The sequence below is a fragment of the Pseudomonas sp. R28(2017) genome (genome assembly GCF_002112505.1).
Taxonomy (GTDB): Bacteria; Pseudomonadota; Gammaproteobacteria; order Pseudomonadales; family Pseudomonadaceae; genus Aquipseudomonas.
Map to the genome: position 1 here is coordinate 177,161 of NZ_NEHW01000010.1, position 21,896 is coordinate 199,056.

Annotated in this window: 19 protein-coding genes; 13 read left to right on the forward strand and 6 right to left on the reverse strand. The window is 64.3% G+C overall.

Annotation, left to right across the window (positions count from 1 at the left end; all coding sequences use genetic code 11):
• Positions 1-124: 124 nt before the first annotated feature.
• The 7 genes from CAF78_RS18705 (at position 125) to CAF78_RS18735 (ending at position 8,974) form a co-directional block, all read left to right on the forward strand.
• Positions 125-1,633, forward strand: a complete 1,509-nt coding sequence (locus tag CAF78_RS18705) for a sigma-54-dependent transcriptional regulator (protein ID WP_085673534.1) — start codon at positions 125-127, stop codon at positions 1,631-1,633.
• Positions 1,634-1,898: 265 nt separating this feature from the next.
• Complete coding sequence (gene gcvH, locus CAF78_RS18710) at positions 1,899-2,282, forward strand: glycine cleavage system protein GcvH (protein WP_085673536.1); 384 nt, start codon at positions 1,899-1,901, stop codon at positions 2,280-2,282.
• An 11-nt stretch (positions 2,283-2,293) separates the two neighbouring features.
• Positions 2,294-5,149, forward strand: coding sequence for an aminomethyl-transferring glycine dehydrogenase (gene gcvP / locus CAF78_RS18715; RefSeq protein WP_085673538.1), 2,856 nt, complete (start codon positions 2,294-2,296; stop codon positions 5,147-5,149).
• A gap of 152 nt (positions 5,150-5,301) precedes the next feature.
• Positions 5,302-6,678 carry an L-serine ammonia-lyase gene (locus CAF78_RS18720; protein ID WP_085673540.1) on the forward strand — a complete coding sequence of 459 codons (1,377 nt, stop codon included), beginning with the start codon at positions 5,302-5,304 and terminating at the stop codon, positions 6,676-6,678.
• 27 nt (positions 6,679-6,705) lie between these two features.
• Positions 6,706-7,827 (forward strand): glycine cleavage system aminomethyltransferase GcvT, encoded by a 1,122-nt coding sequence (gcvT, locus tag CAF78_RS18725; RefSeq protein WP_085673542.1) that lies wholly within the window; start codon positions 6,706-6,708, stop codon positions 7,825-7,827.
• A gap of 357 nt (positions 7,828-8,184) precedes the next feature.
• A complete protein-coding gene (locus tag CAF78_RS18730; RefSeq protein WP_016392187.1) occupies positions 8,185-8,394 on the forward strand; it encodes a cold-shock protein in 210 nt (69 codons plus the stop codon).
• A 91-nt stretch (positions 8,395-8,485) separates the two neighbouring features.
• Positions 8,486-8,974: an RDD family protein gene (locus CAF78_RS18735; RefSeq protein WP_085673544.1), complete on the forward strand. Its 489-nt coding sequence runs from the start codon at positions 8,486-8,488 to the stop codon at positions 8,972-8,974.
• Between the two features lie 49 nt (positions 8,975-9,023).
• Here the strand turns inward: CAF78_RS18735 and lptG are convergent, their stop codons facing one another.
• The gene (lptG, locus tag CAF78_RS18740; RefSeq protein WP_085673546.1) at positions 9,024-10,085 is read right to left on the reverse strand and encodes an LPS export ABC transporter permease LptG; all 1,062 of its coding nucleotides are present in this window, start codon (positions 10,083-10,085) and stop codon (positions 9,024-9,026) included.
• Positions 10,078-11,193 (reverse strand): LPS export ABC transporter permease LptF, encoded by a 1,116-nt coding sequence (gene lptF / locus CAF78_RS18745; RefSeq protein ID WP_085673548.1) that lies wholly within the window; start codon positions 11,191-11,193, stop codon positions 10,078-10,080. The genes lptG and lptF overlap by 8 nt, the downstream gene beginning before the upstream one ends.
• Positions 11,194-11,482: 289 nt before the next feature.
• Between lptF and CAF78_RS18755 the strand changes: the two genes are divergently transcribed.
• The 5 genes from CAF78_RS18755 (at position 11,483) to rlmF (ending at position 18,008) form a co-directional block, all read left to right on the forward strand.
• Positions 11,483-12,976: a leucyl aminopeptidase gene (locus tag CAF78_RS18755; RefSeq protein WP_085673552.1), complete on the forward strand. Its 1,494-nt coding sequence runs from the start codon at positions 11,483-11,485 to the stop codon at positions 12,974-12,976.
• Positions 12,977-13,026: 50 nt separating this feature from the next.
• Complete coding sequence (locus CAF78_RS18760; RefSeq protein WP_085673554.1) at positions 13,027-13,455, forward strand: DNA polymerase III subunit chi; 429 nt, start codon at positions 13,027-13,029, stop codon at positions 13,453-13,455.
• A gap of 5 nt (positions 13,456-13,460) precedes the next feature.
• Complete coding sequence (locus CAF78_RS18765; protein WP_085673556.1) at positions 13,461-13,826, forward strand: DNA polymerase III subunit chi; 366 nt, start codon at positions 13,461-13,463, stop codon at positions 13,824-13,826.
• A gap of 209 nt (positions 13,827-14,035) precedes the next feature.
• Positions 14,036-16,882, forward strand: a complete 2,847-nt coding sequence (locus CAF78_RS18770) for a valine--tRNA ligase (RefSeq protein ID WP_085673558.1) — start codon at positions 14,036-14,038, stop codon at positions 16,880-16,882.
• 172 nt (positions 16,883-17,054) lie between these two features.
• Complete coding sequence (gene rlmF, locus CAF78_RS18775; protein ID WP_085673560.1) at positions 17,055-18,008, forward strand: 23S rRNA (adenine(1618)-N(6))-methyltransferase RlmF; 954 nt, start codon at positions 17,055-17,057, stop codon at positions 18,006-18,008.
• A 51-nt stretch (positions 18,009-18,059) separates the two neighbouring features.
• Here rlmF and CAF78_RS18780 read toward each other — a convergent pair whose 3' ends face one another.
• Positions 18,060-18,341, reverse strand: a complete 282-nt coding sequence (locus tag CAF78_RS18780; RefSeq protein ID WP_027920195.1) for an HU family DNA-binding protein — start codon at positions 18,339-18,341, stop codon at positions 18,060-18,062.
• A gap of 394 nt (positions 18,342-18,735) precedes the next feature.
• Here CAF78_RS18780 and yejK point away from each other — a divergent pair, with 394 nt between their 5' ends.
• Positions 18,736-19,743 carry a nucleoid-associated protein YejK gene (gene yejK / locus CAF78_RS18785; RefSeq protein WP_060511262.1) on the forward strand — a complete coding sequence of 336 codons (1,008 nt, stop codon included), beginning with the start codon at positions 18,736-18,738 and terminating at the stop codon, positions 19,741-19,743.
• Here the strand turns inward: yejK and CAF78_RS18790 are convergent, their stop codons facing one another.
• The 3 genes from CAF78_RS18790 to CAF78_RS18800 all read right to left on the reverse strand — a co-directional run bounded on the left by CAF78_RS18790 (position 19,744) and on the right by CAF78_RS18800 (position 21,886).
• A complete protein-coding gene (locus CAF78_RS18790; RefSeq protein WP_085673562.1) occupies positions 19,744-20,037 on the reverse strand; it encodes a GIY-YIG nuclease family protein in 294 nt (97 codons plus the stop codon).
• An 18-nt stretch (positions 20,038-20,055) separates the two neighbouring features.
• The gene (locus CAF78_RS18795) at positions 20,056-20,526 is read right to left on the reverse strand and encodes a nuclear transport factor 2 family protein (protein WP_085673564.1); all 471 of its coding nucleotides are present in this window, start codon (positions 20,524-20,526) and stop codon (positions 20,056-20,058) included.
• Positions 20,527-20,605: 79 nt separating this feature from the next.
• On the reverse strand, positions 20,606-21,886 hold the full coding sequence (locus CAF78_RS18800) for an MFS transporter (RefSeq protein ID WP_085673567.1): 1,281 nt from the start codon (positions 21,884-21,886) through the stop codon (positions 20,606-20,608).
• Positions 21,887-21,896: the final 10 nt, after the last annotated feature.

Below are 21,896 nucleotides of genomic sequence, written 5' to 3' on the forward strand. Positions count from 1 at the left end.
AACAGTGGGTTGCATTTTGTTTGATGAGAGCGGGCTTGCCCGCGAAGAAGCCACCGCCGATGTTGGGCCTGGCATCCGACTCAAGGCATACTGGCGAACCCCGTCGCCTACTGTTCGAACCCCCATGCGCATCCATGTCAGCTTCATCGACCGCGTCGGCATCACCCAGGAAGTCCTCGCCCTGCTCGGTGCCCGCAACCTCAACCTGGACGCCGTGGAAATGGTCCCGCCGAACGTCTACATCGACGCCCCGACGCTCAGCCCGGCAGTGCTCGAAGAACTCCATGACGCCCTGTTCGAAGTGCGCGGCGTGCAATCGGTGGACGTGGTCGACATCCTCCCCGGCCAGCGCCGCCACCTGCAGCTCGACGCCCTGCTCGCGGCCATGAGCGACCCGGTGCTGGCGGTCGACAGCGCAGGCAAGGTGCTGCTGGCCAACCCGGCGCTGATCGCCCTGTGCGGCCGCGAATCCGCCGGGCGCTCGGTGGGCGAACTGTTCGACGATGCCGACCTGCTGCAGGCCCTGCTGGACAACAACTTTCACCTGCCGATGCGCGAGATGCAGCTCAACGGCCAGAGCCTGCTGCTGGACGCCTCGCCGATCACCAACGCCGGCGGCCTGCTGACACTGTATGCGCCGAACCGCATGGGCGAGCGCCTGTCAGCGCTGCACCACGACCACGCCGAAGGCTTCGATGCGCTGCTCGGCGAATCACCGGCGATCCGCACCCTCAAGGCCCGCGCCCTGCGCGTGGCGGCCCTCGATGCGCCGCTGCTGGTGCACGGCGAAACCGGTACCGGCAAGGAACTGGTGGCCCGCGCCTGCCATGCCATCAGCAGCCGTCAGGCAGCGCCGTTCCTCGCCCTGAACTGCGCCGCACTGCCAGAAAGCCTGGCCGAGAGTGAGCTGTTCGGCTACGCCCCCGGCGCCTTCACCGGCGCCCAGCGCGGCGGCAAGCCCGGGCTGATGGAGCTGGCCAACCAGGGCACGGTGTTTCTCGACGAGATCGGCGAGATGTCGCCATACCTGCAGGCCAAGCTGTTGCGCTTCCTCAGCGATGGCAGCTTCCGCCGCGTAGGTGGCGACCGCGAGGTGAAGGTGGATGTGCGCATCATCAGCGCCACCCACCGCGACCTGGAGCGCATGGTCGCCGAAGGTACCTTCCGTGAAGACCTGTTCTACCGGCTGAATGTGCTCAATCTGCAGGTACCGCCGCTGCGCGACCGTGGCCAGGACATCCTCATGCTGGCGCACTACTTCATGCAGCAGGCCTGCACCCAGATCCAGCGGCCACCCTGCCGCCTCACTCCGGCCACCCATTCGGCGTTGCTGGCCAACCCCTGGCCAGGTAACGTGCGCCAGCTGCAGAACGTGATCTTCCGCGCAGCAGCGATCTGCGAGGGCAACCTGGTGGATATCGGTGATCTGGATATCGCCGGCACCTCGGTAGCGCGTGGCCAGGATGGCGACGTGGCGAGCCTGGAACAGGCGGTGGGGGATTTCGAGCGCGAGCTGCTGCAGCGGCTGTATGCCAGTTACCCCTCGACCCGGCAGTTGGCGGGGCGGCTGCAGACCTCGCATACGGCGATCGCGCAGCGCTTGCGCAAGTACGGCATAGCAACCAAAAACTAACACTGGAACGAATTCATTACGCCGTAATGAATTCGAAACAGACCCATTCTGGCGCGCCTGCGCAAGGGTTTGATCCATCAAACCTTTTCCCCTCTCGCTCAACTGTAATGATTTCATTCCAGAAATGAGCAACCCTGAATGCGTTAATTATTCAACTTATTGATTTATAACGATTTTTTACTAGTGGCCGTATTTTTGCTTAGGGAATCCCAACCCAAGAGCGCGGAGCCACCGCGCCCAACGCCCTGCTTTCCGAGGATTCCCCATGAGCGAGTTGCGTTTCACTGAAGATCACGAATGGCTGCGCGTCGAAGCCGACGGTAGCGTCACCGTGGGCATCACCGCCTACGCCCAGAACGCCCTTGGCGATGTGGTCTATGTGCAACTGCCTGAGCTGCAGCCGTACGACAAAGGCGCCGAAGCCTCCACCGTGGAGTCGGTGAAAGCTGCCAGCGGCGTGTACATGCCGCTGACCGGTGAAGTGGTCGCCGTCAACGATGGCCTCAATGACAGCCCCGAGCTGGTCAACGAAGACCCGCTGGGTGAAGGCTGGTTCTTCCGCTTCATCCCTGCCGACATGAGCGAAGTCACCGCCCTGCTCGACCAGGACGCCTACGACCGCCTGATCAAAGCCAACGACGACGCCTGAGGAATCCGACCATGACCACCCATCTCGGCACCGCCAACGAATTCATCGCCCGTCACATCGGCCCGCGCGCCGCTGACGAGCAGGCCATGCTCGCCACCCTGGGCTTCGAGTCGCTGGAAGCCATGAGCGCCGCAGTCATTCCTGACAGCATCAAGGGCACCAGCGTGCTTGGTTCGGAAGACGGCCAGAGCGAGGCCGATGCCCTCGCTGCGCTGAAAGCCATCGCCGGCAAGAACGAACTGTTCAAGAGCTTCATCGGCCAGGGCTACTACAACACCCACACCCCAGCGCCGATCCTGCGCAACCTGCTGGAAAACCCGGCCTGGTACACCGCCTACACCCCGTACCAGCCAGAAATTTCCCAGGGCCGCCTGGAAGCGCTGCTGAACTTCCAGACCCTGATCAGCGACCTCACCGGCCTGCCGATCGCCAACGCATCCTTGCTCGACGAAGCCACCGCCGCTGCCGAAGCCATGACCTTCTGCAAGCGCCTGTCGAAGAACAAGGCCAGCCATGCCTTCTTCGCCTCCGTGCACTGCCACCCGCAGACCCTCGACGTGCTGCGCACCCGTGCCGAGCCGCTGGGCATCGAAATCGTGGTCGGCGACGAGCGTGAACTGGGCGATGTCAGTGCCTTCTTCGGCGCCCTGCTGCAATACCCGGCCAGCAACGGCGAAGTGTTCGACTACCGCGACGTCGTTGCGCGTTTCCACGCTGCCAACGCCCTGGTCGCCGTTGCCGCCGACCTGCTGGCCCTGACCCTGCTGACCCCACCAGGCGAATTCGACGCCGACGTGGCCATCGGCAGCGCCCAGCGCTTCGGCGTGCCACTGGGCTTCGGTGGCCCGCACGCGGCCTACTTCGCCACCCGTGATGCCTTCAAGCGCGACATGCCGGGCCGCCTGGTCGGCGTGTCGATCGACCGCTTCGGCAAGACCGCCCTGCGCCTGGCCATGCAGACCCGCGAACAGCACATCCGCCGCGAGAAGGCCACCAGCAACATCTGCACCGCCCAGGTGCTGCTGGCCAACATCGCCAGCATGTTCGCCGTGTACCACGGCCCGGCCGGCCTCAAGCGCATTGCCGAACGCACCCACGCGCTGACCGCGATCCTGGCTGCCGGCCTGAAAACCCTGGGCCTGGAAGTGGTTGGCGAAACGGCCTTCGACACCCTGACCCTGGCCACCGGCAACGCCACCGCCAGCCTGCACGACAAGGCCCGCGCACAGCGCATCAACCTGCGCCAGATCGACGCCGCTCACCTGGGCCTGTCGCTCGACGAAACCAGCACCCAGGCCGACGTCGAAGCCCTCTGGAAACTGTTCGGCGCCGAAAAGCCGCAACCTGACTTCGCCGCCCTGGCCGCCAGCACCGGCTCGCGCCTGCCGGCCGCCCTGCTGCGCCAGTCGGCCATCCTCGAGCACCCAGTGTTCAACCGCTATCACAGCGAAACCGAGCTGATGCGCTACCTGCGCCGCCTGGCCGACAAGGACCTGGCGCTGGACCGCAGCATGATCCCGCTGGGCTCGTGCACCATGAAGCTCAACGCTGCCAGCGAAATGATCCCGGTGACCTGGGCCGAGTTCGGCAACCTGCACCCGTTCGCCCCGGCCGAGCAGAGCCAGGGCTACCTGCAGATGACCACCGAGCTGGAGGCCATGCTCTGCGCCGCCACCGGCTACGACGCCGTGTCGCTGCAACCCAACGCCGGCTCCCAGGGCGAGTACGCCGGCCTGCTGGCCATCCGTGCCTACCACCGCAGCCGTGGCGAAGGCCACCGCGACATCTGCCTGATCCCGTCTTCGGCCCACGGCACCAACCCGGCGACCGCACACATGGCCGGCATGCGCGTGGTGGTCACGGCCTGTGACGCCCGCGGCAACGTCGATGTCGAGGACCTGCGCGCCAAGGCCATCGAGCACCGCGAGCGCCTGGCCGCGATCATGATCACCTACCCGTCGACCCACGGCGTGTTCGAGGAAGCGATCGGCGAGATCTGCGCGATCATCCACGACAACGGTGGCCAGGTGTACATCGACGGCGCCAACATGAATGCCATGGTCGGCCTCTGCGCCCCGGGCAAGTTCGGTGGCGACGTGTCGCACCTGAACCTGCACAAGACCTTCTGCATCCCGCACGGCGGTGGCGGCCCGGGCGTCGGCCCGATCGGCGTGAAGTCGCACCTGGCGCCGTTCCTGCCAGGCCACGCGGCACTTGCCAACACCGAGGGCGCGGTGTGCGCCGCGCCGTTCGGCAGCGCCAGCATCCTGCCGATCACCTGGATGTACATCCGCATGATGGGCGGTGCCGGCCTCAAGCGTGCTTCGCAGATGGCCATCCTCAACGCCAACTACATCGCTCGCCGCCTGGAAGAGCACTATCCTGTTCTGTACACCGGCGGCAATGGCCTGGTCGCCCACGAATGCATCCTCGACCTGCGCCCGCTCAAGGACACCAGCGGCATCAGCGTCGACGACGTGGCCAAGCGCCTGATCGACTTCGGTTTCCATGCGCCGACCATGTCGTTCCCGGTGGCCGGCACGCTGATGATCGAACCGACCGAAAGCGAGTCCAAGGAAGAACTGGATCGCTTCTGCGACGCGATGATCCAGATCCGCGAAGAAATTCGCGCGGTGGAAACCGGCAGCCTGGACAAGGACGACAACCCGCTGAAGAACGCCCCGCACACCGCGGCCGAGCTGGTTGGCGAATGGGCCCATGGCTACAGCCGCGAACAGGCGGTGTACCCGCTGCCGAGCCTGGTGGAAGGCAAGTACTGGTCGCCGGTCGGCCGGGTCGACAACGTGTTCGGCGACCGCAACCTGGTCTGCGCCTGCCCGTCGATCGAGAGCTATCAGGACGCCTGATATCGCTCGGCCCCGCTACCTGACTTGAGGTGTGGGCCTTTGTGGGAGCGGGCGTGCCCGCGAATGCGATGGTGGCTTCAGCGCCGCATTCGCGGGCACGCCCGCTCCCACAGGGTTCACCGTCCGCCCAACGCATCTGGCAGGAGGTTCCCATGTCTTTGAGCGTCTTCGACCTGTTCAAGATCGGCATCGGCCCCTCCAGCTCCCACACGGTCGGCCCGATGCGCGCCGCCGCGCGCTTTGCCGAAGGGCTGCGCCGCGATGGCCTGCTGGCCAGCACCGTTTGCGTCAAGGCCGAGCTGTATGGCTCGCTGGGCGCCACCGGCAAGGGCCACGGCAGTGACAAGGCGGTATTGCTCGGCCTGGAAGGCGAGCACCCTGATACCGTCGACACCGAAACCATCCCCGCCCGCCTGCAGGCCATCCGCACCAGCGGCCAGCTCAGCCTGCTCGGTGAGCAGGCCATCGCCTTCGTTGAGAAGCAGCACCTGGCGATGATCCGCAAGCCCCTGGCCTATCACCCCAACGGCATGATCTTTCGGGCGTTCGATGCAGCCGGATTGCAAATCCGCAGCAGGGAGTACTACTCCGTGGGTGGCGGTTTCGTGGTGGACGAGGACGCTGCCGGCCAGGACCGCATCGTCGAGGACAGCACCGTACTGGCCTACCCGTTCAAGACCGCCAAGGAACTGCTCGGCCACTGCACCGCACAGCAAATGTCGATCAGCCAGGTGATGCTGGCCAACGAGGCTGCCTGGCGCCCCGAGCGCGAAACCCGCAGCGGGCTGCTGCACATCTGGCAAGTGATGCAGGACTGCGTCGAAGCCGGTTACCGGCACGAAGGCATCCTGCCCGGCGGGCTCAAGGTCAAGCGCCGCGCCCCGGCGCTGTACCGCCAGCTAAGCCGCCATCCGGAGGCCAGCTTGCGCGATGCACTCTCGGTGCTGGACTGGGTCAACCTCTACGCCCTGGCAGTGAACGAGGAAAACGCCTACGGCGGGCGCGTGGTCACTGCGCCCACCAACGGCGCGGCGGGCATCGTCCCGGCGGTGTTGCACTACTACATGCGCTTCGTCCCGGGTGCCAACGAGGACGGGGTGGTGCGCTTCCTGCTCACCGCTGCGGCCATCGGCATCCTGTATAAGGAGAACGCCTCGATTTCCGGGGCCGAGGTCGGCTGCCAGGGCGAGGTCGGCGTGGCCTGTTCGATGGCTGCGGGGGCCCTGTGCGAAGTGATGGGCGGCACCCCGCAGCAAGTGGAGAACGCCGCTGAAATCGGCATGGAACACAACCTCGGCCTGACCTGCGACCCGATTGGCGGCCTGGTCCAGGTGCCCTGCATCGAGCGCAACGCCATGGGCTCGGTGAAAGCCATCAACGCCGTGCGCATGGCCCTGCGCGGTGACGGGCAGCACTACGTGTCGCTCGACAAGGTGATCCGCACCATGCGCCAGACCGGCGCCGACATGAAAAGCAAATACAAGGAGACCGCCCGCGGCGGTCTGGCCGTCAACATCATCGAATGTTGACCCAATAAAAAAACTAAGGAGTCATCGATGTCCGAAACACTGCAAAAGACCCCGCTGCACGCCCTGCACCTGGAGCTGGGCGCGCGCATGGTGCCGTTCGCCGGCTTCGACATGCCGGTGCAGTACCCGCTGGGCGTGCTCAAGGAGCACCTGCACACCCGTGAACAGGCCGGCCTGTTCGATGTCTCGCACATGGGCCAGATCGTCCTGCGTGGCGCCGATGCCGCCAAGGCGCTGGAGTCGCTGGTGCCGGTGGACATCATCGACCTGCCGGTGGGGATGCAGCGCTATGCCATGTTCACCAACGAGCAAGGCGGCATCCTCGACGACCTGATGGTCGCCAACCTCGGTGACGACACCCTGTTCCTGGTGGTCAACGCGGCGTGCAAGGACCAGGACCTGGCCCACCTGCAACAACGGATCGGCAACCGTTGCGAAGTGCAGCCATTGTTCGCCGAGCGTGCCCTGCTCGCCCTGCAAGGCCCCGCTGCGGTCAAGGTGCTGGAACGCCTGGCGCCGGAAGTGGCAGGCATGACCTTCATGCAGTTCCGCCCGGTGAAACTGCTCGGTGAAGACTGCTTCGTCAGCCGCTCGGGCTACACCGGCGAAGACGGCTACGAGATCTCGGTGCCGGTTGGCGCTGCCGAAGCCCTGGCGCGCCGCCTGCTGGCGGAACCTGAAGTGCAGCCTATCGGGCTGGGCGCCCGCGACTCGCTGCGCCTGGAAGCCGGCTTGTGCCTGTACGGCCACGACATGGACACCACCACTACGCCGGTCGAGGCCAGCCTGCTCTGGGCAGTGTCCAAGGTCCGTCGCGCCGACGGTGCCCGTGCCGGTGGCTTCCCCGGCGCCGAGGCGGTGTTCGCTCAGCAGCAACAAGGTGTAGCGCGCAAACGGGTGGGCCTGTTGCCGCAAGAACGGACGCCCGTGCGTGAAGGTGCGGATATTGTCGATGCGTTCGATAAAACAGTAGGCAAAGTCTGCAGTGGCGGTTTCGGCCCGACACTCGGTGCCCCGGTTGCGATGGGCTATGTCGATATCGAACACAGTGCACTCGACACCGCATTGTTTGCCGTGGTTCGTGGCAAGAAGGTTGCCTTGAAAGTCAGCAAAATGCCTTTCGTTGCACAGCGTTACTACCGGGGTTGAAGGTACGGCCTGAGGTGTGCGGGCAGGTGTGACATATTCGATTTCGAACCTGCCCAATAACTTTTGAACATGGCGCCAGGCCAGGCGCCATGCCGTTTCCGACAAAATTGTCGGTTATCGGAAAAACGCCGATTTTCCATACGACCAAGGGCTTGTTTTTTTCTTGGGAGTTGGCGTAGAGTCACTGCACTGTGTTTGCATGGGTCGCAACAGTTCGTGACCTGGGCCAGTAGCCGAGATTTGCTACAACCCGTTCGACGTCTCTTACTTTCCTGCAACCCAGCCCAGTAATCTTTCACTCATATATAACGTGAAAGAAACTGTCATCAAAATTTAAGCTTCATAGGAAATAAGACAATGGCTGAGCGTCAGAACGGTACCGTCAAGTGGTTCAATGACGAAAAAGGTTACGGTTTCATCACCCCAGAAAGCGGTCCGGATCTGTTCGTGCACTTCCGTGCCATCGAAGGTAACGGCTTCAAGAGCCTGAAAGAAGGCCAGAAGGTCACCTTCGAAGCAGTCCAAGGCCAGAAAGGCATGCAGGCTGACAAAGTCCAGCCTGTCTGAGCACAAGCCCGACTCCCAAAAAGCCCCTGCCATGTGCAGGGGCTTTTTTTTGCCCGTAGAATAGCGGCTTCGCCATTTGGAGCTGTACTGCATGTCCAAGCCTCTGCTCTCCCCCCAGGGTGATTTCCCACCGGTCGGCCTGGGCCGACGCCTGGCGGCGATGTTCTACGACTTCCTGCTGTGCACGGCACTGCTGATCGTCACCGCCGGGGCCTACAAGATGATCCAGATGGCGATCATCGGCGAAGCCCGCATGCGTGAACTGACCGAAGCCGGCGCGCTGGATGGCGACCCGCTGCTCTCGACCATTCTGCTGTTCGCCCTGTTCGGCTTCTTTGCCAAATTCTGGACCCATGGCGGGCAGACGCTGGGCATGCAGGTGTGGGGCGTTCGCGTGCAGAACGCCGATGGCAGCGCGATCAGCCTGTGGCAGGCACTGTTGCGCTTCGTGGTGTCGATTGCCTCCTGGCTGTGCCTGGGGCTCGGGTTCTTCTGGTCGCTGATCGACAAGCGTAAGCGTGGCTGGCATGACATCTATTCGGAAACCCAGCTGGTGCGGGTGCCGAAGCAGAAAAAGTAGGCACAAAAAAGCCGACCCCAGGGTCGGCTTTTTCAGCTAGTTCAGGCCATCAACCAGCCCGGCGCAACAACCACAGGCCGGCCACCGCGCAGATGCCGGCCGGAATCACCACCGCCAGCAGCGGCGGGAAACCGAACACCTGGCTCGACGGGCCCAGCAGGTCCTGGCCGATGCGGAACACGAAGCCCACCAGCACGCCGGTGAACACGCGCTGGCCGAGGGTGACCGAACGCAGCGGGCCGAAGATGAAGGAAATCGCCATCAGCACCAGCGCTGCAGTCACCATCGGCTGCAGCACCTTGGTCCAGAATGCCAGCCAGTAGCGGGCATTGTTCAGGCCCTGGTCGGAAAGATAGTGGATGTAGTCCCACAGCCCGGTGATCGACAACGACTCAGGGGCCATGATCACGGTATTGAGCAGTTGCGGTGTCAGCGAAACGTCCCAGAGCTCCGTAGGCGCCTTCACCACTTCGGTACGGTCACCGTGGAAGTAGGTGGTGCTGATATCACTGAGCGTCCAGTGGTCGTTGGTGTACTGGGCACGACGGGCAAAGCTCGAGGTCTGGATCTTGCGCTCGTCGTCGAAGCGGTAGCGGGTCACGCCCAGCAGCAAGCCATTGGGCTGCACGGAGTTGATGTGCACGAACTCCTCGCCCTGGCGGTGCCACATGCCGTGCCGGGAGCTTTGTGCTTCGCCCCCGCCCTGGGCCAGGGAACGGTCTGCCTGGGCCTTGTTCTCGGTCACCGGGGCGACGTACTCACCGATCAGCAGGCCGACCAGCATCAGCACCAGCATCGGCTTCATCACCGCCCAGACGATGCGGCCGATGGAGACACCGGCGGCGCGCATGATGGTCAGCTCACTGTTGCTGGCCAGGCTGCCAAGGCCGATCAGGCAGCCGATCAGGGCCGCCATCGGCAGCATTTCGTACAGCCGCCGCGGGGCGGTCAGCAGGACGAAATTGCCGGCATCCAGCAAGGTGTAGGTGTCGCTCAGTTCACCCATCTCGTCGATGAAGGCGAACAGCGAGGCCAGGCCGAGGATGATCCCCAGCACGGCCAGAATGGCCAGCAGCACGCTCTGGCCGATATAACGGTCGAGTTTAGCCACGGGCCACCTCCGCACGACGAGCCGCCATTTTCAGGCGCAGCGGTTCCCAGTACATCAGGGCCAGGCCGATCAGCAGGAACAGGCCATGCACCCACCAGATGCCAAGGCCAATCGGCAATTTGCCCTTCTCCAGGGCGCCGCGTACGGAAATCAGCATTGTCAGGTAAGCCATGTACAGAAGAATCGCCGGCAGCAGCTTGAGGAAGCGGCCCTGGCGCGGGTTGACCCTGGCCAGCGGCACCGCCATCAGGGTCACGATGAACACCAGGATCGGCAGCGACAGGCGCCATTGCAGCTCGGCACGCTCGCGCAGGTCGGTCTTGCCGAACAGCTCGAGGGTCGGGATCGCTTCGCGATCGGTCACTTCCTCGGCAACTTCCGGCTTGGGCAGCAAGACGCCATAGGTGTCGTACTTGATGGCACGGTAGTCGGCCTGGCCCGGGTTACCGTCGTAGCGGTAGCCGTTTTCCAGCACCAGGTAGCGATTGCCATCGGCCTGTATTTCCTGATGGCCTTTTTCGGCGACCAGCACCGACGGTGCACGGTCCTTGGTCTTGTCCTGGTTGAAGCGCTTCTCGGAAATGAACACCCCGGCCAGCTTGACGCGGTCGTCCGACAGCTGCTCGGTGTAGGTGACCCGCGAACCGTCGCGCAGGGTCTGGAAGCGGCCCGGCACCAGGGTGTCGAACTCGGTCATGGCATCCTGCTGGGCGATGATCTTCTGCACCTGGGCAACGCCCAGTGGTGACAGGCTCAGGCTCAGCCAGGCGACCAGCACGGCGACCAGCGCCGCCGGCGCCATGGTCAGGCCCAGCAGACGCTGCTGGCTCATGCCGGTCGCCGAAAGGACGGTCATCTCGCTTTCCAGGTACAGCCGGCCGTAGGCCAGGAGAATGCCGAGGAACAGGCCCAGCGGCAGAATCAGCTGCAGGAAGCCTGGCATGCGGAAGCCCATGATCAGGAACAGCACGCCCGGGTCGAGAATACCCTGGGCCGCCTGGGCCAGGTACTTGATGAAGCGCCCGCTCATGATGATCACCAGCAGCACGGCGCTGACGGCGCTCAAGGTCACCAGGACCTCGCGGGACAGATAACGAAAGACGATCAAACCAGACACTCCTGGGTTGTCAGGGGCGGACTGCCAAACATTGGCCTGTGACAGCCAGGACCAAAGCCGGTTCGCCTAGGGCGAACCTCCATGTAAAGTGCGCGCATTATCCTGTGATTGGCCGCGCCTGTCACTTGGCTGCGCATGAAGGCCAACATCGGGGTTGTCAGCACGCTGGCGGGAGGCTCAAACTGGCAGCTTTTCCACTGGTGCGCGACAACGCGGCCAGGCCCGTCCAGAGCGCGAAAACGCATAGCGCCAACTGCATAGATCATTCGGGGACCCTGACATGGAACTGGTTGTAAAAAGCGTAGCTGCTGCATCCGTAAAAACCGCCACCCTGGTCGTACCGGTCGGTGAAGGGCGCAAGCTCGGTACCGTTGCCAAGGCCGTCGACCAAGCCACCGAAGGCGCCATCAGCGCGGTGCTCAAGCGTGGCGACCTGGCCGGCAAGCCTGGCCAGACCCTGTTGCTGCAGAACCTGCCGGGCCTGAAGGCCGAGCGCGTGCTGCTGGTCGGCAGCGGCAAGGACGAAGCCCTTGGTGACCGTGCCTGGCGCAAACTGGTCGCCAGCGTGGCCGGCGTGCTCAAGGGCCTGAACGGCGGCGATGCGGTGCTGGCGCTGGACGACATCGCCGTCAGCAACCGCGACGCTCATTACGGCAAGTACCGCCTGCTGGCCGAGACCCTGCTCGACAGCGAATACGTGTTCGACCGTTTCAAGAGCCAGAAGGCCGAACCGCGCGCCCTGAAGAAAGTCACCCTGCTGGCCGACAAGGCCGGCCTGGCCGAGGTCGAGCGCGCCGTCAAGCACGCCAGCGCCATCGCCACCGGCATGGCCTTCACCCGCGACCTGGGCAACCTGCCGCCCAACCTGTGCCACCCGAGCTACCTGGCCGAGCAGGCCAAGGACCTGGGCAAGGCTCACAAGGGCCTGAAGGTCGAAGTGCTGGACGAGAAGAAGATCAAGGACCTGGGCATGGGCGCGTTCTATGCCGTTGGCCAGGGCAGCGACCAGCCGCCACGCCTGATCGTGCTCAACTACCAGGGCGGCAAGAAGGCCGACAAGCCGTTCGTGCTGGTGGGCAAGGGCATCACCTTCGATACCGGCGGCATCAGCCTCAAGCCTGGCGCCGGCATGGATGAAATGAAGTTCGACATGTGCGGCGCCGCCAGCGTGTTCGGCACCCTGCGTGCGGTCCTCGAGCTGCAGTTGCCGATCAACCTGGTGTGCCTGCTGGCCTGCGCCGAGAACATGCCAAGCGGCGGCGCCACCCGCCCAGGCGACATCGTCACCACCATGAGTGGCCAGACCGTCGAAATCCTCAACACCGACGCCGAAGGCCGCCTGGTGCTGTGCGACACCCTGACCTACGCCGAGCGCTTCAAGCCGCAGGCGGTGATCGACATCGCCACCCTGACCGGTGCCTGCATCGTCGCCCTGGGCAGCCACACTTCCGGCCTGATGGGCAACAACGACGAGCTGGTCGGCCAGCTGCTCGACGCCGGCAAGCGTGCCGACGACCGTGCCTGGCAGCTGCCGCTGTTCGACGAGTACCAGGAGCAACTGGACAGCCCGTTCGCCGACATGGGCAACATCGGCGGGCCGAAAGCCGGCACCATCACCGCTGGCTGCTTCCTGTCGCGCTTCGCCAAGGCTTACAACTGGGCGCACATGGACATCGCCGGCACGGCCTGGATCAGCGGCGGCAAGGACAAGGGCGCCACCGGGCGCCCGGTCCCGCTGCTGACCCAGTACCTGCTCGACCGCGCTGGCGCCTGATGCCGTGAAGCTGGCGGCGCCCCCGGCGCCGTCGGCTGGCAGAGCCCACCATGAGCAAAGTCGATTTCTATATCCTGCCCACCGACTCGCTGTCAGCGCGGCTGGATTTCGCCTGCAAGCTGTGCGAGAAAGCCTGGCGCCTCGGCCACCGGGTCTACCTGCACTGCCAGAACGCCGAACAGCGCAACGAGCTGGATCAACGCCTGTGGCGCTTCAAGGGCGAAGCCTTCGTGCCCCACGACCTGGCTGAAGAACACGCGCACGCTTCGGTTGCCCTGGGCCTGGCGGACACTGCCGGCGAACACCGGGACCTGCTGATCAACCTGGGCGCCGATGTGCCGGGCTTCGTCGGCCAGTTCGAGCGGGTGGCCGAGATCGTTGTCGAGGAGCCCGGCATTCGCCAATTGGCCCGCGAGCGGTTCCGTTTCTACCGCGAACAGGGCTATGCTCTGCAAGACCACCGCTTACAGCGACTTTAACGACGATGGACAAGCCTTCCGCCCTACCCGATTCCGCCCATCTGCTGGACGATCTGGAATCGATTCGCCAGTTGCTCGGCGATGCCGACCTGCAGCCGCCGCTGCTGACCGAAACGGTCGAGCAGATTCCGCTGTTGCTTGATGTGCCCGCAGGCAATGCGGCGCCTGAAGCCGAGCCTGTAGCAGCTGAACCCGAAGATGATCCGCAAACCCGCCGCCAGGACACCCTGCTGCACCTGGAGAGCGAGTTGCGCGCCGCCGCACAGATGATCATGCAAGACGTGATCAACGACTTCACCCCGCATATCGAGAACGAGATCAAGCGCCGCCTGGATGCGCGGATCGAACGATTGATCAAGCGCTCCGAGTAAAACTCAAGATCTTTGCTGCCTGCTTCGCGGGCAAGCCCGCTCCCACAGGATCACCACAATTCTGAAGACTGTGCTGCACCTGTGGGAGCGGGCTTGCCCGCGAAGCAGTCGCCACTGTTCCGACAGTTGTCAGCAGTTTGTCGCCTGCGGCCCCCAGCTTGGTTATACTTCCCGGCTTTCCCGAATAAATGCACAGGGTCCCGCCGCGCATGGATAAGACCTACCAGCCGCACGCCATCGAAACTTCCTGGTACAACACCTGGGAGTCCGAAAACTATTTCGCTCCACAAGGTGCAGGCGAGTCCTACACCATCATGATCCCGCCACCGAACGTGACGGGCAGCCTGCACATGGGCCACGGTTTCAACAACGCGATCATGGACGCCCTGATCCGTTTCCGCCGCATGCAAGGCCGCGACACCCTGTGGCAGCCCGGTACCGACCACGCCGGTATCGCCACGCAGATGCTGGTCGAGCGCCAGCTCGAGGCCAAGGGCCAGAACCGTCACGACCTGGGCCGTGAGAAGTTCCTGGAGAAGGTCTGGGAATGGAAGGATCAATCGGGCGGCAACATCAGCCGCCAGATCCGCCGCCTGGGCTCGTCGGTAGACTGGAGCCGCGAGCGCTTCACCATGGATGACGGCCTGTCCGAGGCGGTCAAGGAAGCCTTCGTGCGCCTGCACGAGGATGGCCTGATCTACCGCGGCAAACGCCTGGTCAACTGGGACACCAAGCTGCACACGGCCATTTCCGACCTCGAAGTGGAAAACCACGACGAGAAGGGCCACCTGTGGAACCTGCGCTACCCGCTGGCCGACGGCGCCAAGACCGCCGAGGGCAAGGACTACCTGGTCGTCGCCACCACCCGTCCGGAAACCCTGCTGGGTGACGCCGCGGTCGCCGTCAACCCGACCGACGAGCGCTATCAGGCACTGATCGGCAAGTTCGTCGAGCTGCCGCTGGTCGGCCGCCGCATCCCGATCATCGCCGACGACTACTGCGACCCGGAATTCGGCACCGGCTGCGTGAAGATCACCCCGGCCCACGACTTCAACGACTACGAAGTCGGAAAGCGCCACAACCTGCCGCTGCTGAACATCTTCGACAAGAACGCCCTGGTGCTGCCCGCCGCCCAGGCCTTCAACCTCGACGGCAGCCTCAACGAGCTGGTCGATACCAGCCTGCCTGCCCAGTACGCCGGCCTCGACCGCTTCGTCGCCCGCAAGCAGATCGTCGCCGACCTGGACGCCCAGGGCCTGCTGGTGAGCATCGACGACCACGCCCTGAAAGTGCCGAAAGGCGACCGTTCGGGCACCGTCATCGAGCCGTGGCTGACCGACCAGTGGTACGTCTCCACCAAGCCGCTGGCAGAACCTGCCATCGAAGCCGTGGAAGATGGCCGCATCCAGTTCGTGCCCAAGCAGTACGAGAACATGTATTTCTCGTGGATGCGCGACATCCAGGACTGGTGCATCAGCCGCCAGCTGTGGTGGGGCCACCGCATCCCGGCCTGGTACGACGAGGCCGGCCAGGTCTATGTCGGCCGCAATGAAGAAGAAGTCCGCGCCAAGCACAACCTCGGCAGCGAAGTGAACCTGCGCCAGGACGACGATGTGCTCGACACCTGGTTCAGCTCGGGCCTGTGGACCTTCTCCACCCTGGGCTGGCCGGAGCAGACCGAGTTCCTCAAGAAGTTCCACTCCACCGACGTGCTGGTGACCGGCTTCGACATCATCTTCTTCTGGGTTGCGCGCATGATCATGCTGACCATGCACCTGATCAAGAACGAGGACGGCACCCCGCAGGTACCGTTCAAGACCGTGTACGTGCACGGCCTGGTGCGTGACGGCCAGGGCCAGAAGATGTCCAAGTCCAAGGGCAACGTGCTCGACCCGCTGGACATCGTCGACGGCATCACCCTCGACGCCCTGCTGGAAAAACGCACCAGCGGCATGATGCAGCCCAAGCTTGCCGAGAAGATCGCCAAGCAGACCAAGGCCGAGTTCCCTGAAGGCATCGCCAGCTACGGCACCGACGCCCTGCGCTTCACCTTCTGCTCGCTGGCCTCCACCGGCCGCGACATCAAGTTCGACATGGGCCGCGTCGAAGGCTACCGCAACTTCTGCAACAAGATCTGGAACGCCGCCCGCTACGTGCTCGACAAAGGCGAAGACTGCGGCCAGAACGGCGAAGCCTACGAGCTGTCGCTGGCCGACCGCTGGATCATCTCGCAGCTGCAGCGCACCGAAGCCGAAGTGACCCGCCAGCTCGAGCAGTTCCGCTTCGACCTGGCCAGCCAGGCGCTGTACGAGTTCATCTGGAACCAGTACTGCGACTGGTACCTGGAGCTGTCCAAGCCCGTACTGTGGGACGAGAACGCCCCGGTCGAGCGCGCTCGCGGCACCCGTCGCACCCTGGTGCGCGTGCTGGAAGTGGCGCTGCGCCTGGCGCACCCGTTCATGCCGTTCATCACCGAAGAAATCTGGCAGCGCATCGCGCCGCTGGCCGGCATCCAAGGCAAGACCATCATGCTGCAGCCATGGCCAGTGGCCGTGGAGGCCCGCATCGATGCCGCCGCCGAAGGTGATATCGAGTGGCTCAAGGAGCTGATGGTCGGCCTGCGCAACATCCGCGCCGAGATGAACATCGGCCCGGGCAAGCCGCTGCCGCTGTTCCTGAAGAACGCCAACGCCGACGACCAGCGTCGCCTGCAGGAAAACGAAGCCCTGCTGAAGAAGCTGGCCAAGGTCGAATCGTTCACCGTACTCGGCGACGCCGACGAAGCACCGCTGTCGGCAACCGCTCTGGTTGGCGACCTGCAGGTGCTGGTGCCGATGGCCGGCCTGATCGACAAGGACGCCGAACTGGCTCGCCTGAACAAGGAAATCCAGCGCTTGCAGGGTGAAGTCCAGCGCGTGGGCGGCAAGCTGTCCAACGCGGCCTTCGTCGACAAGGCACCGCCCGCGGTGATCGAGAAGGAGCGCGCCAAGCTGGCCGAGTCCGAGCAGGCCCTGGCCAACTTCACCGAGCAGCATGCGCGGATTGCAGCGCTGTAACCTGACATTGCTGATCTGACCGGCGAGGGCTTCGCCCTCGTTCGCGGCCAAGGCCGCTCCCACAGGAATGATGCTGCCTTCAAGGAGCACCACTATCCTGTGGGAGCGGCCTTGGCCGCGAATGGGCTGCACAGCGGCCCTCTGGCCAGCGCACGCAACACCGGACCCGAGCATGACCCAGAACAAACCCACCCTGCACCCGCGCAACCGCCACCAGGGCCGCTACGACTTCCCCAGCCTGATCAAGGCCCACCCTGACCTGGCCCGCTTCACCATCACCAACCCCCACGGCAAACCCAGCATCGACTTCGCCAACCCCGAAGCTGTGCGGGTGTTCAACCGTGCCCTGCTCAAGGCGCAGTACGGCATCCAGCACTGGGATATCCCGGCCGATTACCTGTGCCCGCCGATTCCCGGCCGCGCCGACTACCTCCACGTGGCTGCCGACCTGCTGGCCGAGGACAATGCCGGCGAGGTACCCAGGGGCGCCCCGGTTCGCGCACTGGACATCGGAGTTGGCGCCAACTGCATCTACCCGCTGCTCGGCCATAGCGATTACCGCTGGCGCTTCCTCGGCTCGGACATCGACCCGGTTGCCCTGGCCTCGGCCAAGGCCATCGTCCAAGCCAACGGTTTGAGCAAGGGCATCAGCCTGCGCCAGCAAGCCAACCCCAAGCACATCCTCAGCGGCCTGCTGCAAGCGGACGAGCGCTTCGACCTGACCCTGTGCAACCCGCCCTTCCATGCCTCGCGCGAGGAAGCCACCCGTGGCAGCCAGCGCAAGTGGAAGAACCTCGGCAAGCAGGACCCCAAGCGCAAACTACCGGTGCTCAATTTCGGCGGGCAGAACAACGAACTGTGGTGCGAGGGCGGCGAGATCCGCTTCGTCACCCAGCTGGTCGGCGAAAGCGTGCAATACGCCCAGCAGGTGCTGTGGTTCACCAGCCTGGTGTCCAAGGCCAGCAACCTGCCGGGCATCGAGGCGGCGCTGAAGAAGGCCGGCGCCAAGGCCGTGCGCATCACCGAGATGGGCCAGGGCCAGAAGCAGAGCCGCATGGTCGCCTGGAGCTTCCAGGACGCCACCGCTCGCCAGGCCTGGCACGCCCTGGGTAAATCGCAGGCATGAAAAAACCGCGCCCGGGCAAGCCGGGCGCGGTTTCGTCAATGCGTCAACCGATTACTTGTTGACTGCGTCGGTCAGGCCTTTGGCCGGTACGAACTTGACGACTTTCTTGGCAGCGATTTCGATGGCAGCGCCAGTCGAAGGGTTGCGGCCGGTACGGGCAGGACGCTCGGAGACTTTCAGCTTGCCGATGCCTGGCAGGGTGATTTCAGCGCCGTTTTCCAGTTGGTCGGCAACGATCTGGCCCAGTTGCTCCAGCGCATTGCGAGCGGTGGTTTTTGGCGCGTCGATGGCTTCAGCGATATCGGCAATCAGTTGGTCTTTGGTCAATGCCATGGTGGTGTTCCTTCCCTATCTAATTCAGTGGTTATGCAGCGTTCTACGACGTTATCGGGCCAGCCCCTGCGTTCTGGAGGGCCGCGCCAATCGCGCATGTAGATGCGTAAATCGGCGTTTGGTTCGACACGGCATGAGCACACTGCCAGCAATGCGCCACACAGGGGGGCGCAAGACGGCGCAAAGCTACCACAGGAAGGGATAAATATCCGCTACCCGCTTCGATTTAGTGCAGGTTTTTCGGGGGTTTTAGCCGAAAACCCACAAATTTGAACAAAAAACGAACAACCGGCATTTCTGCCAACATCCGGCCACTGCAGCGCCTGTCGTCTGGGTTAAACTGGACGACTTTTGCAGCGCGGCTTGTGGCCGCCCCGGACTCACCGAGAATTCCATGCCAATCCGTCATTGCATCGTTCACCTGATCGACAAGAAGCCCGATGGCAGCCCCGCCGTGCTCCATGCACGGGATACCGAACTGGGCGCATCGGACGCCATCGAAAACCTCCTGGCCGACCTCAACGACAGCTACAACGCCAAGCAAGGCAAGGCCTGGGGCTTCTTCCACGGCGAGTCCGGCGCCTACCCGCTGAGTGGCTGGCTGAAGCAGTACCTGGAAGACGAGAAAGACTTCGCCGCGTTCAGCCGGGTGGCGGTCGAGCACCTGCAAAAGCTGATGGAAGAGTCCAACCTCTCCACCGGCGGCCACATCCTGTTCGCCCACTACCAGCAAGGCATGACCGACTACCTGGCCATCGCCCTGCTGCACCACAGCGAAGGCGTGGCCGTGAATGCCGAGCTGGACGTGACACCGTCGCGCCACCTGGACCTCGGCCAGCTGCACCTGGCGGCGCGCATCAACCTGTCGGAGTGGAAGAACAACCAGAACTCCAAGCAGTACATCTCGTTCATCAAGGGCAAGAACGGCAAGAAGGTGTCGGACTACTTCCGCGACTTCATCGGCTGCCAGGAAGGCGTCGACGGCCCCGGCGAGACGCGCACCCTGCTCAAGGCCTTCAGCGACTTCGTCGAAAGCGAGGACCTGCCGGAAGAAGCCGCCCGCGAAAAGACCCAGACCCTGGTCGAGTACGCCACCACCCAGACCAAGCTGGGTGAGCCGGTGACCCTGGAAGAACTGTCGAGCCTGATCGACGAAGACCGCCCAAAGGCGTTCTACGACCACATCCGCAACAAGGACTACGGCCTGTCGCCGGAAATCCCTGCGGACAAACGCACCCTCAACCAGTTCCGCCGTTTCACCGGGCGCGCCGAAGGCCTGTCGATCAGCTTCGAGGCGCACCTGCTGGGTGACAAGGTGGAATATGACGAGGCCGCCGGGACCCTGATCATCAAAGGCCTGCCGACCACGCTGGTGGATCAGCTCAAGCGCCGCAAGGACTGATCAGACGGCCACATAGGAGGCGACCAGCGCCTCCTTGGCTGACTTGCGCAACTTCTTCACCAGGCGCTCCTGGCGCAGCGCCTCGCCCTTGTCCGGCCATTGTTCGACGTAGACCAGCGCCTGTGCCGGGCTGGTCTTGAAATAGCGGGCGCCCTGGCCCTTCTGGTGGGCCGCGAAACGCCGCTGCGGGTCATCGCTGATGCCGCAGTACAGCGAGCCATTGGCAGCCCGCACCAGGTACACGTACCACGGCTTGCATAGCGGGGTTTCGGTGACTTCGTTGACGATGCTCATGGCCGACAGCTTAACCGCTCAGCTCGCCTGCTGGAACGCTCGCAGGCCTTTGAAGGCCTGCTGGCGCACCTTGTTCTGCAGCAGGGGTGACCAACCCAGCAATACCCCTGGCACCCCCAGCGCCTGACGCGACCAGCGCCACAGGTCGAACGTGTCGTCATGCTGGCAGATCAACCCGTCGCGAATGACGAAGCGTGCCTGGATATCGTTGACCACGGTGCGGCCGGTCTGGCTGAACAGGTAGGTTGCAACCCAGTGCGCGCAGCCGCTGCGCGGGTCGGCACGGACCTGGTCGAACGTCAGCGAAAAGTCCTTGGCGCGGGTGGTGAGCATGCGCCACATGTCACCGACGTCGCGGCCACGCAGGGTGCCGAACACCGGATCGCTGAAGACAATGTCGTCGCTGTAGCAGGCCACCATGGCCTCGGCATCCAGGCGCTGGAAGGCCTGGTAGAAGCGGGTGATCAGGTCACGGTTGGCGTCGCTCATGGGGGGCTGGTCCGTCCTGGGAATGGGAAGCTGCACGATAATCTGCCCCGCCTGCATTACGCCAGTACCGGCCTCGATGTCAGAGTTTTTCGCTGCTCGCCTGCACATGCAAAGCCCGCCCGGCGCCAAGCCCGAACACGATCGCCCCGACACCCAGCACAGCGAAAATCCAGCCCACCGCCGCCCAGCCCCCGGTCAGGTCATGCACCAGGCCGACCGCAAACGGGCCCATGGACGCCAGGGTATAACCCACCCCTTGCGCCATGCTCGACAGGTTCGCCGCCACATGGGCATCCTTCGAGCGCAGCACGATCAACGTAAGGGCCAAGGCGAAAGTACCGCCCTGCCCCAGCCCCAGCAGCACCGCCCAGCCCCACAGCCCGTCGACAGGTGCATACAGGCAACCGAACAGCCCCGCCAAGGTCACCAGCATGACGATCACGATGGCCAGGCGCTGGTCCTTGCCCCGGGTCGCCAGCCAGGGTGCGCCCAGCGAGCTGACCAGCTGCACGATCACCGAGCCGGACAGCACCAGGCCGGCCTCGGTCGGGCTCAGGCCACGGCCGATGAGGATCGACGGCAACCAGCCAAAGACGATGTACGCCAGCGACGATTGCAAGCCCATGTACAGCGTTACCTGCCACGCCAGCGGGTCTCGCCACAGCCCGCGCACCCGGTAGGCCGCCTTGTGCAGGCCGTGGCCCTGACGCGCTTGCGGCAACCAGACGAGCATGGCCAATAGCGCCGGTATCATCCAGAAGCCCAGGCCAAGGGCCCAGTTGTCATCGAAATGCTGGGTCATTGGCACCGTGGCCCCGGCGGCCATGGCCGCCCCCAGGCACAGCGCCATGGTGTAGACGCCGGTCAAGGTGCCCGCGTGCCGTGGGAAGTCGCGCTTGACGATACCCGGCAACAACACCCCGATGATGCCGATGCTGGCCCCGGCCATCACGCTGCCGATGAACACCCCGGCAGCCCCCAGGGCGCTGCGCACCACGATACCCAGCGCCAGGGTGAGCAGGATACCCAGGATCACCCGTTCGCTGCCGAAGCGGCGCGCCAGGACCGGCGCCAGCGGTGCGAACAGCCCCAGGCAGAGCACCGGCAAGGTGGTCAGCAAACCGGCCTCGGAGGCATTCAGGCCGAGCCCCGCCGCAACCTGGCCAAGCACGGGCGCCATGCTCGACAACGCCGGGCGCAGGTTCAGTGCCACCAGCACCAGGCCCAGCAACAACAGCCAGGGCCGCTGCAGGGCCGGCGTATGTTGTTGCACCTGGGCATCGTCGGCCTCGGCGTCGATCAGCAGTTCTTCCAGTTCTCTTTCGCGGGCAGGCGCGTCTCGGGTCATTGGTTCAGCCATGGCCTTCTCG